Origin of the sequence: Mycoplasma feriruminatoris (assembly GCF_000327395.2) — a bacterium.
Classification (GTDB): Bacteria; Bacillota_I; Bacilli_A; order Mycoplasmatales; family Mycoplasmataceae; genus Mycoplasma; species Mycoplasma feriruminatoris.
The window spans coordinates 978,539-997,469 of the sequence record NZ_CP091032.1 but is presented as its reverse complement, the minus strand read 5'-3'; the positions used below and the strand labels follow the sequence as shown (position 1 = coordinate 997,469).

Here is an 18,931-nt window from a genome sequence, read left to right as displayed (position 1 = left end):
ACTTGTTTTACAATAAAATTATTCCTTGTTTTTTTAACTCTTCTTTATAGTTTTTTTCTCACACACTAACTTGTACTTCACCAATATGAGCTTTTTCTAATAAAAACATACTTAATCGGCTTTGACCAATTCCTCCACCAATAGTTAAAGGTAATTTATCATTAAGTATTTGATCGTGATATAAACCTAAATCAGAATCAGTTTTATTTAAAATTTTAATTTGTTCAGCTAAACTTTTAGCATCAACTCTAATTCCCATTGAACTAATTTCTAAAGCTTTATCATTAACTAAATCATAAAAAATTAAATCACCATTTAAATTTCAATCATCATAATCAAACGCTCTTTTTGAATGAGGTTTATCATCTGGTAAGTTATAACCTATTTTATAAATAAATACAGCTTTATATTCTCTAGCAACTTCATCTTCTCTTTGTTCAGGTGTTAAATTAGGATATTTATTATATAAATCTAAAGAATCAATAAATGTTAATTGTTTAGGTAATTTATCTACTAATTCAGGATATTTAAAATTAATTTTATGTTCAACATATCTAATTGAATCATAAATTTTAGTAGCTATTTGTTTTAAAAATTCAAGATTTCTTTGATCTTTATTTATGATTAATTCTCAATCTCATTGATCAACATATAATGAATGTTTGTAATCTACAACATCATCTTTTCTAATAGCATTCATATCAGCTCAAATACCTTCTCCAACATTAAAGTTGTACTTATCTAAAGCATGACGTTTTCATTTAGCAAGTGAATGAACTATTTCTAGTTCTTCTTTTCATTGGTTTGGAGTAAATCCAACAGGAATATCTCCATTTAATCCATCATTAATTTTAGATTCTGAAGTTACAAAAAGTGGAGCTGATACTCTAGTTAAGTTTAAGTTTTGTTTTAATTGTTTAGTTAGACCAAATTTAATATCTTGAATAGCTTGTTGTGTTTGTTTAATAGTTAATTTAGATTTATACATAAAACTCCTTTTTACATTATTAAAATTATATTATTTTAAATATTAAATTTTAAAAAACATAAAGTTAAACTATATTAAATAATAACTATATAAGATAAAGTTTAAAAATCAAATAGTTTACAAGTTTTATTTAATTAATGTTAGTTTTTATAAGAAATAATTAGAACACAATTTTGTAAAGTTGTCATTTAAATTTAAAGATCTTAGGCATATTGTAAGTATACAAGAAAACCTAGAAAGTATGTTTGTTTTTGATTAGGTCATAATATTTAACTTATTTATAAATAAATTAAGGTTTGATTTATAATGTTATATTTAAACATTTCAACTTATAATAATACTTATTTTTGTTTATTTTTTATTTAAATTGGTAATTTTCTAATTTTATTTACTAATACTATTATGAGAGTGATGAAAATGAAGAAAAATATAACAAAGTATATTAAGTTGTATTTAGATGAAACTGGATCTAGTGCTTCTATAAGCTTTATTGTAGGTGGTTTTTATTTATATGGATATAATCAAAAAGATATTCTTATAAGAGAAGAAAAAATAGGAAAGAATATTCTAAGTATTGAGAGTATTATAAAAAGTAATAAGCATATAAAAAATGAGATTGATAAAGAAATAAAATATAGAGATTTGAATTTTAAAAATAAATTATTTCTGTTTAATAATATAAAAAACAACGGGCAAATTAATGTTTCTATGATATCTGATTTAGAAAAAATTAGAACAACTAATAAGAAGATAATTATTGAATATATCTATAATATTAGTGTTTTTTTAATTATTAAAAAAATTCTTTTTCATTTATTAGAAATTAAATACTTAAAAATTACTGATTTAATATCAATTGAAGTGAATATTGATCAAAGAAGAAAACGTATAAATTGAACGGCCAAAAGTAATTCTTTTAAGGAATTAAATATATATTTAAATACGAGAATGTATGAAAATTCACAATTTCTGAATATTCAAAAAATTAATGTTTATCAATATGATTCAAAACTAGAATCAACTATTAGATATGCTGATTATTATGTAGGATTATTAGGATCGGTTGATAGAGTTCATAATAATAGAAGTAAAACTTATGATCTCAACTCAGAAAATTTATTAAAATTGTTTAATAGTCACATTAAGCATTTAAAATTTAGTAATGATTTTGATTTATAGTGTGTTCTAAAAATTCCTAGAACTATAAAAAAATAGATTAATAAAATAAATAAATTATTAAATAATAAAAATATGATATTATTAAAGTGCTACATAAGACCAGAGATCCGAGGCATGTCCTGAGCGTACGTGGGTCACCACAGAGTGCGTTCGACTTTGGCGGCGGCGTTAAGCGTAAGGCTTATCCATAAGTAAACTTAATAAAAGAATTTTTTAATAAATTCTCAAAAAGTAACTCAGACGTCGGGGTTACTTTTTGTTTTTTATTTGACAAATAAAAATTTTAAAAATTTACATTAAGAACACAATGAATTTAGAATTTAATATTTAATAAAAAAGTAAAAAAATTAATAAATTCTTTAGTAATTACTAAAAAATGATATTATAAAGTTGCTACTTAAGTCCAGAGATTCGAGGCATATCCTAAGCGTACGTGGGTCATCACAGAGTACGCTCGGCTTTGGCAGGGGCGGTAGGCTCCGGCTTATCTATAAATACAATTAAAAGAATTAAATAATAAATTCTCAAAAAGCAACATTATTGGGCGTCCGTGTTGCTTTTTGTTTTTGAATTAACAATTGTAATTAAGACACTTATAACATAAATGTTCAAGTTTATTATTTTCAAAAATTAAAAACAATAAAACTAGAAAACCAACTAATAGCAACTCTTTTTAGATGAGTTGCTTTTTATTTTTTAATTATTTTGATTTATCTATTTTTAATTTTGTTTTTAGTGCAAAACAAGGTTATCAATAAAGCCTTTTTTGTTATTATTATTAATGAAATGAGGTAATTATGGACAATAAAGATATATATGTTTTTGGTCTTTCAGCTAGTCAACAGTTAGCAAAAGAAGTATGTCATTTTTTAGGTGTTGAACAAAAAGTTGTAAAAACTACTAGATTTGCTGATGGTGAAATTTTAGTTGAATCAATTGATTCAGTAAGAGGAAAAGAAATCTATGTAATCCAATCAACATCAATGCCAGTTAATGAAAACTTAATGGAATTATTAATTGCAATTGATGCTTTTAAAAGAGGAAGCGCAGAAAAAATTAATGTAGTTATTCCTTATTATGGATATGCAAGACAAGATAGAAAAGCTAAAGGTAGACAACCAATTACTGCTAAATTAGTTGCTGATTTACTAACAAAAGCTGGAGCTGACCGTGTAATTGTTTTTGATATTCACTCAACTCAAACAATGGGATTTTTTGATGTGCCAATGGACAATTTCCATACTTCACAAAGTTTAGCAAACGAAATTGTAGATACTATTATTAGAGAAAAATTTGATCCTGAAAAATGTATTTTAGTATCTCCAGATTATGGAGGATTAAATAGAGTTCATAAAGTTGATTCATATACAGCTAATATGACTAATGGAATAGCTGTTATTGGAAAAAGAAGACCTGAACCAAATAAAGCAGAAGTTGAATTCGTATTAGGTGATATTGAAGGAAGAACTTGCTTTATAATAGATGACATGATTGATACTGGTGGAACTATTATTAATGCAGCTAAAGCATTAAAAGCTAATGGAGCAAAAGATGTATTTATTTTTGCTTGTCATGGTTTATTTAATGGTCCTGCTAAAGAAAGAATGACTCAAGCTATTAAAGAAGGTATTGTAAAAAATGTTGTTGTAACTAATACTGTTGAAATTCCACAAGAAAGACAATTTGAGGGACTAAGAATTGTTTCAGTTGCCCCATTACTTGCAAATATGATTAAAGAATCTCAAGAACATCATTCTTTAACTGAAGTTTATAATAAAAATAAAGATGAAATCCAATTAAAAATTCAAGATTTCATGAATCATAAAAATCAATAATAATAACTAAAAATATATTTAAAATATTTAATCTATTAGATTATTTATTAATTAATATATTTTTTAATGTATAAAGGACTAATAATCAGATGAACTCTATAACATTAATTGGTCAAATCCAAGGAAATGCTAGACTAATTGATACATCAAAAGATAAGACAATTAAGTTTTATGAATTTATTTTAAAAGTACCAAGAGAAAATCATATAAAAGGTGAACAAGAATACGATTATTTTGTTATAAAGCATATGATTAATGTTTTACAAGAAAAGTTTAATCTTTATGATAAAACAACAATTGTAGTTCAAGGAACTATTGAATCACACTTATTTGATGATAATATTAGATCTGCTGAATATGATGTTTGAGCAGAAAAAATTATATATTTAACTACTAGAAAAACTACATAATAAAGGAATTTAATGAAAGTAATAGTTGGATTAGGAAACATTGGAAAAGAGTATGAAAAAACTAGACATAATGCTGGTTTTATAGCTATTGATCTTTTATTAGAAAAATACTCTTATAGTTTGGTAAAACAAGAGTTTGATTCATTAATTTATACAACTATGATTAATAATCAAAAAGTATTACTAGTTAAACCTTTAACTTATATGAATAATTCAGGAATAGCAGTTAGACAAATTCTAAACTTTTATAAAATTGATTTAAATGATCTAATAATTATTCATGATGATAAAGATCTAAATATATCTAGAATCCAATTTAAAAAAGATGGTTCAGCTGCTGGACATAATGGAATTAAATCAATTATTAATAATCTAAATACTCAAAGTTTTTATAGGTTAAGAATTGGAGTTAATCAAGTTCCAAAAGAATGAAAAATAGTTGATTGAGTTTTATCTAAATTTAGTGATGAAGAACTTAATTTATTAAAACAAACTTTTATTAATAAAATAGATTTTATAAATGATTTTACTAATAATAAATCATTTATATATTTAATGAATAAGTATAATTAAACTTCGTTTATAACGAAGTTTTTTAATAACTTGTTAAACTAGTTAGCTAATGTTTCTAACTTAGTAATTAGAAATAATAAAAATGATATTGTTATAATAAGAATAACTAGAAAGGTGCTTATTATGAAAGTTATATTTTTAAAAGATGTACCTAATCAAGGTAAAAAAAATGAAATAAAAGAAGTTAGTGATGGGTATGCTAGAAACTACTTATTACCTAATAACTTAGTAAAAATTGCAACAAATAATAGTATTAAAACTTTAAAAGATCATATGAAAGCTGATCAAGAAGAAAAAGAATTAGCAAAAGCACAAACAAAACAAGTTAAAAAGACTCTTGAAGAATTAACTTTACATTTTAAATTACAAACTAATGATGATAAAGTATTTGGAAGTATTTCAAGTCAAGATATTGTTAATCAATTAAAAGAAGTTCATAGAATTGAAATAGATAAAAAGAAATTTATTCATTTTAAAAACATTAATAAAATTGGATTAAGTTATGTAAAAGTAAAATTAGATTTTGGTATTGAAGCAATAATTAAAGTTGATATTAAGGAAGTTTAAAAATGAAACAAGAATTATCAATACAAGAATTATTATATGCAGAGCGATTTGTTTTAGGTGTTGCTTTGAATTCTTCTAATGCTCTTGCAGATATTATTTCAGTTTTAAAAGTTGATGATTTTTCAATTCAAGCAAATAAAAATATTTATCAAGCAATTATTGATTTAAATAACAAAAACAAATCAATTTCTCCAATTTCAGTAATTAATAGATTAGAAGTTATGAATAAATTAGATCAAGTTGGAGGAGATGTAGTAGTTTATGAAATAGCTGCTGAAAACTATACTGATCAAGGTTTAGAAGAATATATTGATATTATTCATAAAGCTGGAGTTATTAGAAAATTAGATGTAGTTATCAAAGAATTAGAATTAAGAAGAAATGATTCTAATACTGATGTTGATGAATTATTAAAAGTTGCTCAAACTAAACTTTTAGATATAGATCTATCTATTAAAAGATTTGAAATTGAACCAATTGGAGAAGTTGCTAAAAGAGTTGTTGAAAAAATCAAAGAACTTGAAATGAAAGCTGAAATTATTTCAGGTGTACCAACTGGATATAATTATTTAGATTTAATAACTTCAGGATGACAAGAATCAGATTTTATTATTTTAGCTGCTCGTCCTAGTGTTGGAAAAACTGCCTTTTCTTTAAATTTAGCTTTTAATGCTGCTATGCAAAAATATCCTGTTGCCTTTTTTTCACTAGAAATGCCATCAGAACAACTAACTCAACGTTTATTTACTAGACTTACAAGTGTTGATTCAACTAATCTAAGAACAGGAAAAGGTTTAAGTAGAGCTAATTGAGAAAAAATTCAAATAGCACAAGAAAAACTAGAACAAATTCCAATTTATATTGATGCAACACCAGGAATTAGTACTCAAGAAATTAGATCTAAACTTTATAAAATGAAAAGAGATTATAATATTAAGTTGTGTGTTATTGACTATTTACAATTAATAGTTGGATCATCAAATAAAGATAGACAAAATGAAGTTAGTGAAATTTCAAGACAATTAAAACAAATTGCAAGAGAAACTTCTATTCCAATTATTTGTTTATCACAATTAAGTCGTAGAGCTGAAACTAGAGAAGATAAAAGACCAATGCTTTCTGATTTAAGAGATTCAGGAGCTATTGAACAAGATGCTGATATTGTTGCATTTTTATATCGTGATGATTATTATAAAAAAGATTTAACTGATTTAGATAAAGAAAAAACTGAATTAATTTTAGCAAAACATAGAAACGGTGCTACTGGAACTGTTTTTCTAAGATTTATTAAAGATTTTGGTGTATTTAGAGACTGATAGTGAAAAAAGACTTAATTTTGTTATAATATTTTGATGTATTATATTCTGATAAAAGGAGAAAATAATGAAAAAGTTATTAGGAATATTAATGTTTGGATCAATAACTGTTCTTCCTACATTAACAGCAGTTTCATGTTCTACTACAATAACTCATACAATAAAAACTAGTTTTGATGATAGTGTTAAAGTTGATAAATTAGTATGAAAAGGTGATAAATATCAAAATGATGGTCAATCATCTAATGTTCAAGATATTACAAATTCGTTAAATGGAACAACTAATGCTTATAGTAGAATTGTTACTGATGTTTTAAATTTATTAACTAGAAATATTCAAGAAGAAAGAAATTTAAAAGAATCATACGATCTATTTAGAGGAAAAGCTGAAGATACTAGTGTTGTTGGATATTACACTGGATCAGATTCAAAAAGACATAGAATTTCTCAACAAGATTTTTATAAGAAATTAGATGATTCAAATACTCATATTTCTTCTTTAAAAGGGTTATTACAATTAAGAGAATTTGTTAAAAATGATAAAAATAGTAGTATTGTTAGTTCTTGAAGTAAAAGTTTGAAAGATAACACTGATCAAGTAAAAAAATGATCAGATGATTTTACAAAAAATCTTGATAATGTTGTAAACTCATCAACTGACAATAGAATTAAAGACATTAAATTAGTATCTAAGGTTTCTAAAACTAATTCATCATTTTTTACTTTTGAACAAGATGTAAAAACTGCTCCAACCCAAGACAATAAGACCATCCAATTAAAAGATGAAAATAATGGAAAAGTAGTTGGTGACATTAAAGACATTAAAGATCATAGTCCTTATATCTTTGGAACTTCTCCTTTAAAAGATCCTTTTGGAATGAATGTAATTGGTGAAAATAAAAATCCTGATATTAAATCACTAAAACCAACTGTTAATTATTCAAATGATAAATTAACTAAAAAAGATGATTCATATGTTAATTTAGCTAATAATGGTAATACTAATGGTAAGTTTGTTTACAATATAAACCAAAAATGAGAATTAAGTTCTGAACATAATTTCTACTATATGGATTCAAAAGATGAAACTTTAGAATTAGAAATTACTCATATAATGGATAAAAAAGAATTTAAGTTTTATGTTCAATTTGGTGGGTTAAGAAAAGTTTATACTCCTTTAGTTGAAAGTTATACTCCAAAAGAAAATAAAGATGATAAAAAACATGCATTTGTAGGTTGAGCATTTAACTCATATAGATTTAGTGATGATTATTCAAAAGGTAATAATTCTCCTTACAGATTTAAAGATATTTCATTAAAAATATCAGATAAAACATTTGGCACAACTAATGCTAAATAGATTGCCAACAAATAATAATAAAACAACTTTAATAAATTTAAGAATAAGGTAAAATAAATAATAAGTTAATTTAGTGTGGGATTATTTACCACACTTTTATAACGTGAAGTTTATTTTATTGATAAATAGAAAAGAAGGTAAGTTATGGATAAATTTAGACATTTGTTACTAGATGGTCATAATTTAGCAGTCACTTCATTGTGTATAACTTTATCTGCTATTCTTATTTATTCGATTTTTAGATTAGCTAGAGCTCGTTTTAAAAACTATGGTAGTGGTTTTCACATTAGTAATAAAGTTAAATTTAGTACAAGAAAAATAACATATCTAGCTATGATGGTTGGAGTTTCAGTTGCAACAACAACTGTTATTTCTTTAACATTACCAATTACAGTTCTACCACCAATCAGAGTTGCTTTTGAAGGGGTTATGATCAAAATAACTGGAATGATTTTTGGTCCGTTTGTTGGTTTAACTGTTGGTCTTGTTACTGAATTATTAACGTTAATGTTTGTTCCTTCATATATTCATGTAGCTTATTTAATTGTTGCGTTTTCTTTTGGTTTTTGATCTGGAATGACTTCTTATGCTTTTAAATTTAAAAAGAACTGATTAACTTTAACAGTTATTACAACATTTTTACTAGTAGCTGCTGGTATTATGTTTTGATTAATGCAAGGAATGAAGCAAATTAATCCTGAAACTTCATTATTTGGGATTAAAATTCCAGCTGATATTTATCCATTCTTATTTTTAATAATGATTTCAATTACATTAGCTGTTATTTATGGTTTAGTTTTTGTATTACATATTAAAAAAAGACATAATTGATTAAATGTAATGTTACCTATTGTTTTATTATGTGTAATTAGTGAAATATTAGTTACAGTTTTAGTTGCTGCTTGAGGAGATTATCAAATGCTTGGTTTAAGAAACTCTTCAGGTTCAGAAAACCCATATATTACAATGGTAGTAGTAAGAATTATTCAAATACCAATAAAGATCTTTTTTAACACTGCTATTTTAACTACTGTTTATATTGTTTTAAGACCTCTAATTAAAGTTAAATAGGAGTTTTTATGCAATTATATGATTCATTATCTAAAACAAAAAAGACTTTAAATAAAAAGAGTATTAATTTATATTGCTGTGGGCCTACTGTTTATAATTACATTCATATAGGAAACGCACGTCCTGTACTTTTAGTTGACGTTTTAATTAGATATTTAAAAAGTAGAAATATTAAAGTTAATTACTTACAAAACATTACAGATATTGATGACAAAATTATTTTAAAAGCTTTAGATAATAAATTAAATGAATTAGAAGTTTCACAAAAATACACTAAAGCATATTTAGAAGATTTAAAATCTTTAAATATTAATAAACCAGATGAGATTATTCTAATTAGTACTAAAATGAATGAAATGATTAAGTTTATAAAAGACTTAGTTGATATTAATGCTGCTTATGTACTTGATGGAGATGTTTATTTTAATATTAAAAAATATGAAAATGAATATTGTAAATTATCTGGATATAAATTAGATGAACTAATCAGTGGAAAAAGAGTTGAAATTGATTCTAAAAAACACTATAGTTTAGATTTTAGTTTGTGAAAAAAAACTGAGCTTGGTATTAAATGAGACTCAGTTTTTGGTTCTGGAAGACCAGGTTGACATACTGAATGTGTGTTATTAATTGATGAGTATTTTAAACATCAAACTATAGATATTCATGTTGGTGGAATTGATTTAAAATTCCCTCATCATGAAAATGAAAGAATTCAGTTTATTGCAAAAAACAACAAAGAACTTGCTGATATTTGATTACATAACGGTCATTTACAAATTGAAAATGAAAAAATGTCTAAATCACTAGGTAATGTAATTTTAGTAAGAGATTTTATTAAACAACATAATAAAAACACTTTAAGATGAATCTTTTTAACAACTAATTACACTCAACCTTTAAATATTAGTAATGATTTAATTTATCAAGCCAATAAGTTTTTTGAAAAGCTAACTAATCTAAGTAAAAAAACTATTCAATTTATTATTAAAAACGATCTAAACATTAAACAAATTAAAAAATCTGAATATATTGATCAGTTTAATAATTATATGGAAGATGATTTAAATACTTCTTTAGTTTTATCTTTAATTGATTCATTGATAAAACAAATTAATAAAAATATTATTGATAAAAATGTAGATGATTTTAATTTATTAGTTAGTTCATTAAGTTATATTTTAGATGTTTTGGGATTTAAAGATGTGTTTAACTACAAGTTTAATAGCAAAACTAAAGAGTTGTTTTTAAAATGACAACAACTAGTTAAAGAAAAACAATTTGATAAAGCAGATCTTATTAGAAAAGATTTAATAGAACAAGGAATTTTATAATATGAATTCTAATTTAATCTATGGTAAACATGTAGTTTATGAATTATTAAAAAAACATCAAAATATGGTTAAAGAAATTTGAGTTAAGGATTTAAAACTTTTAAATGAATTTGATCTTAAAAAATCTAAAATTAGAATTAATGTAGTTAAAGAAGAAAAATTAGATCAATTACTAGAACTTGATGCTCAACACCAAGGTATAATTGCACAAATCAAAGATTATAACTATACTCCTTTTAATGAGTTAGTTAATGATTTAAATACTAAAACAAAATCATTAGTTTTAATTTTAGATCAAATTCATGATCCTTATAATTTTGGAGCAATTATTAGAAGTTGTAGTTTGTTAAATGTTGATGGAATTATTATTTTAGATAAAAAGCAAGTACAAGTTAATTCAACTGTTTTAAAAACAAGTAGTGGTTCAGCTTTTGATATTAAAATTAGCAAAACTAATAACTTAAATAATGCTATTAAAGTTTTAAAAGATAATGGTTTTTGAATTTATGCAACTAATTTAAATCAAAACTCAACTGATATGACTAAAACTGATTTTGCTAATAAAACAGCTGTTATTATTGGAAATGAACAAAAAGGTGTTAGTGAGTTATTAACTAAAAATAGTGATTTTAATATTTATGTTCCATCTAATAAAAATATTGATTCATTTAATGCAAGTGTAGCTTGTTCAATTATTTGTTTTTGAATAGCAAATTATTTGAACAAATTGTCATAGTTTTTTAATTAAAAGAAATACATATATAATAATAATTGTTAGTATCTTTGGAGGTTTTATATGAAAGGTTCAACAAATAAAAAAGCAACATTAGTTTGTGTTGAGTGTTTAAGCAGAAATTATTCTGTTAATAAGAGTGGTTTGACACAAAAACAAAGATTAGAAATTAAAAAGTTTTGCACTACTTGTAATGCACACACTTTACATAAGGAAACTAGATAATGGAAAAAGAAATTAATTTAGATCAAATACAACCAATCGATCAAGTTGAACAACAAGAAAATATAAAACCTAAAAACACTCATAAAATTTCAAAATCAACCAAAAAGAAACTAAAAGTTAAAAAGGAAAAAGAACCAAAAAACTTTAGAAAATGATTCAAAGAACTACCAATAAGAATGTCAAAAGAGTTCATTAAAATTAGATGAACTGGATCAGGAAGCTTAGGTAAGAAATTTTTAATAGTAATTATTTTTATGGCTATATTTGCTTTATTGTTTTTTGGTGTAGATATTGTAATCCAACACTTATTTAGATTAATAAAAGCAATTTAATTAGGAGAGATAAATATATGACTTATGAAGAAATTAAAAAACTAGAAGATGAGATTTTAGAAGCTAAAGGACAATGATTTGTTATTTCTTGTCAAACAGGTCATGAAGAAAAAGTTCTAGGTGATCTTCAACAAAAAATAAAATCAGCAAACATTGAAGATGAAGTTTTTTCAATTAAAATTTCAAAAGCTAATTTAGTAAGTAAATCTGGAAAAGAATCAGTTAAAAATAAATTCCCTGGTTATATTTTTATTAATATGGTTATGAGTGAAAAAGCTTGATTTTTAATTAGAAACACTCCAGGAGTAACTGGATTTATTGGATCAAGTGGGCGTGGAGCTAAACCTTCTCCTTTAACTATTGAAGAAACTTTAAATATGTTAGTACCAAATCTTGGTGAAATTGAACAAACTCATGAACAAGAAGTTGAAGAAGAAAAAGCTAAAAATGAAGCTGTTGTTAAAAAAGAATTATATACAGCTAACTTTAAAATCGGAGATATTGTTAGAGTTAAATCAGGTATTCATGAAAATGAAGAAGGTACTGTTAAAGATATGGATTATTCTAAAGGTGTAGCTTTTGTTTCTATTGAAATGTTTGGAAGATGAACAACTTTAGAAGTTTCATTTAAAAATGTTGAACCTATTAAAGAATATTAATCTAAAAAAAATAAATATAATTAAAACTAGTTTAAAAACTAGTTTTTTTTATTTTTAATTAAATAAAAACACAAAATTTATTTTTTAATTAAATTTATAAATATAAATGTGTATAACATTAAAAAAAAGCCTATTTAAAAGACTTTTTTAAATACTTTCTAAAAATTTAATTTATGTTTTTTAATTTATTTTTAAATAAAAAAACACTAAGTATTTGCAATTCTAAAAAACTTTATGGTATTATACCTATTAATATAGAATAAACAACTTGAAAGTGAAATATTATTAATATGGAAGTTAAATAATTTTTTAAAATTTATTTTTATTTTGGCTTAGTAATATTTTTTGGTTGATGTTAATAATTAAAAAGTTATAACGTTTTATTCATATTGAGATTAAATATCTCTTTTTTTTATTCAAAATCATATATTACATATTCATTAAGGAGTGTTACTTATGGCTAAAATAAATTTTAAAAAATACGTATGACATAAATATGCTATATCTGCTGGTTTAATTATTGCTGCAACTGCTACTATTCTAGGTTCTGCTTACAAGTACTCAACAACTTCTGTTGAAAAGCTTGGTCGTAAAAATTTTAGTGATAAAGAATCTTTTAAAAATGCCTTTATTGATCCTAACACTTTACCTGTAACTCAATTTTCTGAAATTCATAATAATAAATTTAAGGTCGATTATGATCCAGTAAAAAATGTTGTTAAGTTAAATGGAAAAGAAATGACTGTTGAAAAATATTTAGATGAATATTATAAAAAATATCACGCTTTACCATACTTAAATATTAGATATGGATCATTTAATTTCTATAACCAATACATAGAAGCTGTTAGTCCACAAGAATTTTACAAATTTACTCAATGATTTATGAAAAACGTTTCTTGAGGTCCTGAAATCATTACCTTAAAATCATTTTCAATCGTTAAAGGTGTTGAAATGAATGGTAATAGTATTACTTTAGGTGCTCATAGTAACAAAAACAAAGAAGATACTACAATTAAGTTTTATCCAGATGCCTTTTTTGGAACATTACCAATTTATTCTAATTTAAGTGGTAGAGGTAATGCTCATGAATCATTAACATATAAGTTAAACCAACAAGTTTTAACTCAAAAAGATTTAGAAAGTTTTTTAACTAACATTAGTAACTATAACTCACTAGCTAATTTATCACAACAAACAATTGATAAATCATACTTTAGAGGAATTACTAACGTTAGTTTTTTAAAAGGTCAAAAAGTATTTGCTTATAAACAAGCTGGTTGACAAAATAAATTTTCTAAAACTTATTCAGAATTAGAAAAGAAAAGATTAGAACACAAATCAGATTATTTATTTATTGTTTCTGCTAATAGTTTAGATGAAGCTCGTAAGAAATTAGAATCTAAATTTAATGAATATAAGAAAAATGACCCACACAAATTCTTAGATAATATTACTCCATCAAGTGTAAAACTAGAAGAAAAAATTATTGATAAGGCTGAAGTAAAACAAGAACTACAGACTCTAAAAGATAATAAAAAAATCATTGATAAAGAATTAGTAATTACATTTAATGATAAGTCTACTTACAGTATTCACAATTCTCTTTTAGATGTTTTAACTGAGCAAAAAACGCCCGATAATAAAACAAATTATGTTTCACTAAAAAATTACTTTGAGTTTTCTAAATTTAAACAAGCACTTAAAGACAAAATAAAAAACTTAGAATCTCAAATTAATGAGTTAATTAAAGCAAAACATAAAGATACAAGCAGTTTAAGTGAAGTTTATAAAGAGCTTAAATCATTTGCTGACCTATTGAATGATAAAGAAAAACAAACTGATAAATTATCAGAAGATCTTAAAAGTGCTGATAAAAAAGTATTTGAAATAGAAACTAAATTAGCAAAAATTCTAGGTCAAAATACTAATAATAAGAAGTTTATAGAAAAAGAATATTACGATAGTGATATTGCTTATTCAACACCTGAATTAATTTCTTTAGAAACTTTAGTTGAACAGTCTAATGAAAAAAGATTGAGTTGAAGAGATTTTTATAATCTAGATCAATTTATTTCTGATAGACAAAATATTTTAAAAGGGGCTACTACTTTTTTTGTATACTCACAATATGTTAAAGATTCACAAAAATCTGATGACGTTAAGTATGAAGAATTAAAAAACGAAAACGAGTTAATTGTTGCTGGTTCTAAAGTTGAACTTGTTGACATATTAACCAAAAAAGGTATTATAGAGCCTAAAGCTAGTCAAGAGCAAATTAATAAGCTGGTTTTTAAATCAGATTTAGCTGATCTTAAAAAAGAAGGTAAAAAATTATTAGTTACATTAAAAAATGTAGAAAATGGAAGTTCATCAAATAATCAAACTGCTTTTGGTAATAAAGTAGTAAAAGTTTCAATTGATGCTCAAGCAAAAAGTGATGTAATTAGAGCTGCTAATGATTTATTTAGTGTATTAGGTTACAAGAAAATGGTTTCACCAAGTGTTTTAAAAGAAGAAAGTGATTTAAGAAATCCAGTAACTAATGAAATTGAAAAAACCTTTAACGTTTATGCAGATGCTTATGAAAATTTAATTGATGAATTACTAGAAAAAGTCCCCCACGCTGCACAATGACTAGAAGGCCCCCACATCAAAAAAACAATTGATGAAAATGGTGTAATGCAATACAAATTAGAAAATGGTAAATATCTAGGATTTACAAAAGATGATCGTATTGGATTATGAGCCATTTTAAAAATGTCAGATAAGAATTTTAAAGGTATATCAACAGACTTTCTAAAGTTTGTTGGAGCTCACGAATATGGACACCACATTACTTTAAATGGTGCTCATGATCTAGGAAATAAAGGCAGTGATCCAATTTTTATTAGCGCCTTAACTCCTGGAGGAACTCCAAATATTAATAACTATTACAGTAGGGATGCTGTTGATTTATTTTTAAAAGCCCGTACTCATATTGAACTAGAAACTAAACGTCTTTTAGATCAATTTGGTGTAATTAAAGACTACGGGGAATACGCTGTATTTAATTTTGCTAAAAAAACTAAAGATGGAAAGATTACTTTCAGTACTAAAAAAGATGAAAATGCTTTAGAAAAAGATTCTGATATTTGAGGAGTAGACATTGAAAATCCAAGTATTAGAGATGCTTTCAGTAATAAAAAGAGAAGATTTTTACAAGATTTCGCAGGATTTTTAGAAGCAGTAAAAGAGCGCCAAAAAGAAAGTGGATTGACTAGTGATGATGATAAAAAATGATTAAGTCCATTCGATCTATGGGTTGCTAACGCAATTGACTACTATTCAGGTACATTAAATCCAACTGTTAACAGTTCTAAACAAGAAAATCAAGTAGTTAAGTATATGTATAAAGATGAGAAAACTGGAAAATTAAAATTTCAGCCAGCTTCATTAAAAATGCTAAAAGGAATAATTAAAGATGGTTTAGGAAAACCTATAGATTTTACTGAATCTGGAGATCCAAAAATTGTTGAAGGAGAAAAGGACAAGGAAGGTAAATATACCAAAGTTACAAAAGTTTTAATTCATAACAAGGATGGATCTCCGATTGTTAATGTTCCACTTAATGAAGAACTAAACAAGGATGATACAGATCATGCTAGAACTATTGACTTTGTTAACGAAAGCATAAAAGTTGTTGAAAAAACAATCAAATCTTTAGTCGTTGATAAGTATACAATAAATGGATGAGATAAAAACGACACACGTCTTAGTTTAGATGCAAAAATAGATATCAACTATCCAACCCTTAAAGAAATTTTTGGAAGTAGATTACCAGGTGAAGTAAATGAAATGTTTAAGAAAATTTATGGTAATTATGTTTCTAATAGAGATGTTGAAAAAGGTTCATACAAAAGTAATGGTACTAATTCTGCAAAGGTTAAATATTACAACCTAGATGGTAGTGAAACCACCGCGAATGAAAAGTACAAAAACCAACAATCTAGTTTAATATATGCAAACCCTAAAAATTCTAATACAGATTCTAATAATGGTCAAGTTAGTTTTGACTCATTACTAAAAACTTTATTTACAGCTGGCACAACAGCTAATAATCCAACTAATGCTGGATCAGGACAAGTGTTATGAATGGGCAAGGATAAAATGTATATGCCTAATGTTAAACTACAAGATTCATACACAGATTTGTATTTTTTAAGCAAATTACCAAAAGAATATGAAAAAATATTTAATGCTAAAAAAGTATTGAAATGAATGTCTGCCTACACACCAACTTTTATCTCAAATAAATTGAACCAAAATCCTATTTGAAATATGATGGATAAATCTGGAAAAATAATGAGTTTTGACAATGCAACACAAAATCTGTCAGGCATTAGTAAGTTAGAACTAAATTATTCTAACGGACTAAAAACTCTTGATTACAACATTTTAAATGGTTTATTTGGTTCACTTCTTAACCTTAAAGGCAATAAACTAGAATTTAATGATGCTGAAAAATGGTTAGAATTTGTAAATGTAGATTTAACAAAAGCTAAATATAGTGATTCTGATAATGCAGTTAATTGAGATAAGAAATATGTTGAAACAAAAGTTGATATCAATGAATTTAAAAAGAATTATAAGACCCATGTTTTAGATAAGCTTGATAAAACACCAGGAATGAATTCAAACCAAAAAGAAGCATTTAAAAAATTCTATGAAAAAGCTAATAATGATAAAACAGATCAACTTTGAGCTAATGAAATAATGCGTAGATTTAGTTCTTCATATTTTGCAATGTTTAATAGTGCACTTTCAATAGAACAAATAGAAAAAAAAGAAGAATTAGGATGAATTTTTGACTCAATTCATGGATATGGTGAATTTAAAAAATCTGAGTTTAAGCAAAAAGGTGCTGATGAAAATAAATGAGAAATTGGTGTTAAAGATTTATTGAAAGCGTATAAAGAACTTGCTGAAGATTTAAAGGTCGACTTTAAACAATTTAACTTAGTTGATTCATTGGTTTTTGATGGAAAAATACAATTATATACTGATCAAACAAATAATCATATTGCAAACCAAAAATTCGATTTACTAAGTATCTTTTCATCACTAGCTACTGCTCAATTCCACACTTCTCCATCTAAAGATGTTCTAGAATACTTCTATAAGAAAACTGAACGTAAATTCAATGAATTATTCTCAGATTATACTTATAGTTTTGCTGAAGTAATTAACCGTGATAACTTACAAATTACTTATTCACCAAGCAATCATGACTTTGGAAATATGCCAAGCTTTTTATCAAACATTAGTGAAGCTACAACTGGATTAGAGTATGTTGTTGATGGAACTACAACTGCTAAATGAAAGAAAAAAGCAATTAAAATTAATGATCGTGATGGAAGAAATGGTATTGTTAATGCAATTTTAGATTATGAAAAACTAGTTGATAATGAAGCAAAAAATAAAGCTGAAGCATTAAATACTAGATATAAAAAATCTAAATTAGCTAGCCAATCAAATCTAAGTGATGATGCAAACTACAATAACAGTTATTTTGGAGAATTCCAATCAATAAATAACGGTTGATTTAAAGATAGATGATATCGTGACTTTTTAGATTTCAAACTTTATGATGATGATGGAAAACCAATAAAAGATGACGCAATTAGAATTAAAGATCTAGAAGGCAAAAAAGTTGATTCAAGAGTTAATGCTTATTGACAATTCTACATTCAATCTCAAGGTGTTGGAAAACGTAACATTAGTGGTATTTGAAGAGATGCAACAAAAGATGCAGTTGCTATGTTTGGATATCTATCAAGTGATGTTGCAAATAAAGCTAATTACTTAGCATTTAAAAACCAAGATACTGGAGAAATCAAAACAGTAAAAATTAATAAACAGTTTAGTAGTAATATGTTTTATTACAAAACTCAAAACATTGAAAATGAAAAGAAATATGAAGCTGCAAAAACTGATGAACAAAGAAATGCTATTCGTCATACTTTAGCTCAAGAAAAATACAACTATAAAGATACTAATGGTCAACATAGTGGAACTGGTTTTGTTTCATGAGTTAGTGATTATGCAATTATGTCTAAATATCAAAATGCATTACTAACACCAGGACAAAAATATAGTGTGTACTTTTCAAGTGATGAAAAAGGAACTAAAGATATTATTAAAACTGATCTTGGTAACTTTGAATCAATTGCTGAAAATGGAAAAACATTCTCACAAGCACCAATTAGAATGCAAAGAAGTAAAGATCCAGTTAAAGTTGATGCTGATGGATTTAAACATTATGAAAACACACTTTATGTTTATGATCAATTTAATGGAGTTAAATAGG

General features: G+C 24.9%; 15 protein-coding genes. 14 read left to right on the top strand and 1 reads right to left on the bottom strand.

Annotation, left to right across the window (positions count from 1 at the left end; translation table 4 throughout):
- Window positions 1-7: 7 nt before the first annotated feature.
- The gene (locus D500_RS04200; RefSeq protein ID WP_008363077.1) at window positions 8-988 is read right to left on the bottom strand and encodes an aspartate--ammonia ligase; all 981 of its coding nucleotides are present in this window, start codon (window positions 986-988) and stop codon (window positions 8-10) included.
- Window positions 989-1,405: 417 nt separating this feature from the next.
- On the opposite strand from D500_RS04200, the gene D500_RS04195 reads away from it, so the two are divergent.
- The 14 genes from D500_RS04195 (at window position 1,406) to D500_RS04130 (ending at window position 18,930) form a co-directional block, all read left to right on the top strand.
- Window positions 1,406-2,167, top strand: a complete 762-nt coding sequence (locus D500_RS04195; RefSeq protein ID WP_008363079.1) for a DUF3800 domain-containing protein — start codon at window positions 1,406-1,408, stop codon at window positions 2,165-2,167.
- 797 nt (window positions 2,168-2,964) lie between these two features.
- Window positions 2,965-4,002, top strand: coding sequence for a ribose-phosphate diphosphokinase (locus D500_RS04190; RefSeq protein WP_008363080.1), 1,038 nt, complete (start codon window positions 2,965-2,967; stop codon window positions 4,000-4,002).
- A gap of 89 nt (window positions 4,003-4,091) precedes the next feature.
- Window positions 4,092-4,412, top strand: a complete 321-nt coding sequence (locus D500_RS04185) for a hypothetical protein (protein WP_008363082.1) — start codon at window positions 4,092-4,094, stop codon at window positions 4,410-4,412.
- A 12-nt stretch (window positions 4,413-4,424) separates the two neighbouring features.
- A complete protein-coding gene (gene pth / locus D500_RS04180) occupies window positions 4,425-4,985 on the top strand; it encodes an aminoacyl-tRNA hydrolase (protein ID WP_008363084.1) in 561 nt (186 codons plus the stop codon).
- A gap of 123 nt (window positions 4,986-5,108) precedes the next feature.
- Window positions 5,109-5,552, top strand: coding sequence for a 50S ribosomal protein L9 (gene rplI, locus D500_RS04175; protein WP_008363087.1), 444 nt, complete (start codon window positions 5,109-5,111; stop codon window positions 5,550-5,552).
- Between the two features lie 2 nt (window positions 5,553-5,554).
- The gene (gene dnaB, locus D500_RS04170) at window positions 5,555-6,871 is read left to right on the top strand and encodes a replicative DNA helicase (protein ID WP_008363089.1); all 1,317 of its coding nucleotides are present in this window, start codon (window positions 5,555-5,557) and stop codon (window positions 6,869-6,871) included.
- A 64-nt stretch (window positions 6,872-6,935) separates the two neighbouring features.
- Window positions 6,936-8,228 (top strand): lipoprotein, encoded by a 1,293-nt coding sequence (locus D500_RS04165; protein ID WP_008363091.1) that lies wholly within the window; start codon window positions 6,936-6,938, stop codon window positions 8,226-8,228.
- 144 nt (window positions 8,229-8,372) lie between these two features.
- Window positions 8,373-9,299 carry an ECF transporter S component gene (locus D500_RS04160; RefSeq protein WP_008363093.1) on the top strand — a complete coding sequence of 309 codons (927 nt, stop codon included), beginning with the start codon at window positions 8,373-8,375 and terminating at the stop codon, window positions 9,297-9,299.
- A gap of 8 nt (window positions 9,300-9,307) precedes the next feature.
- Window positions 9,308-10,633, top strand: coding sequence for a cysteine--tRNA ligase (gene cysS / locus D500_RS04155; protein ID WP_008363095.1), 1,326 nt, complete (start codon window positions 9,308-9,310; stop codon window positions 10,631-10,633).
- Between the two features lies 1 nt (window position 10,634).
- The gene (gene rlmB / locus D500_RS04150) at window positions 10,635-11,369 is read left to right on the top strand and encodes a 23S rRNA (guanosine(2251)-2'-O)-methyltransferase RlmB (RefSeq protein ID WP_008363097.1); all 735 of its coding nucleotides are present in this window, start codon (window positions 10,635-10,637) and stop codon (window positions 11,367-11,369) included.
- Between the two features lie 60 nt (window positions 11,370-11,429).
- Window positions 11,430-11,591 carry a 50S ribosomal protein L33 gene (gene rpmG, locus D500_RS04145; protein ID WP_008363098.1) on the top strand — a complete coding sequence of 54 codons (162 nt, stop codon included), beginning with the start codon at window positions 11,430-11,432 and terminating at the stop codon, window positions 11,589-11,591.
- Window positions 11,591-11,923 carry a preprotein translocase subunit SecE gene (secE, locus tag D500_RS04140; protein ID WP_008363100.1) on the top strand — a complete coding sequence of 111 codons (333 nt, stop codon included), beginning with the start codon at window positions 11,591-11,593 and terminating at the stop codon, window positions 11,921-11,923. Before rpmG ends, secE begins: the two co-directional genes overlap by 1 nt.
- 17 nt (window positions 11,924-11,940) lie before the next feature.
- Window positions 11,941-12,582 carry a transcription termination/antitermination protein NusG gene (gene nusG, locus D500_RS04135; protein ID WP_008363102.1) on the top strand — a complete coding sequence of 214 codons (642 nt, stop codon included), beginning with the start codon at window positions 11,941-11,943 and terminating at the stop codon, window positions 12,580-12,582.
- 456 nt (window positions 12,583-13,038) lie between these two features.
- Window positions 13,039-18,930 (top strand): PDxFFG protein, encoded by a 5,892-nt coding sequence (locus D500_RS04130; protein WP_008363104.1) that lies wholly within the window; start codon window positions 13,039-13,041, stop codon window positions 18,928-18,930.
- Window position 18,931 lies beyond the last annotated feature (1 nt).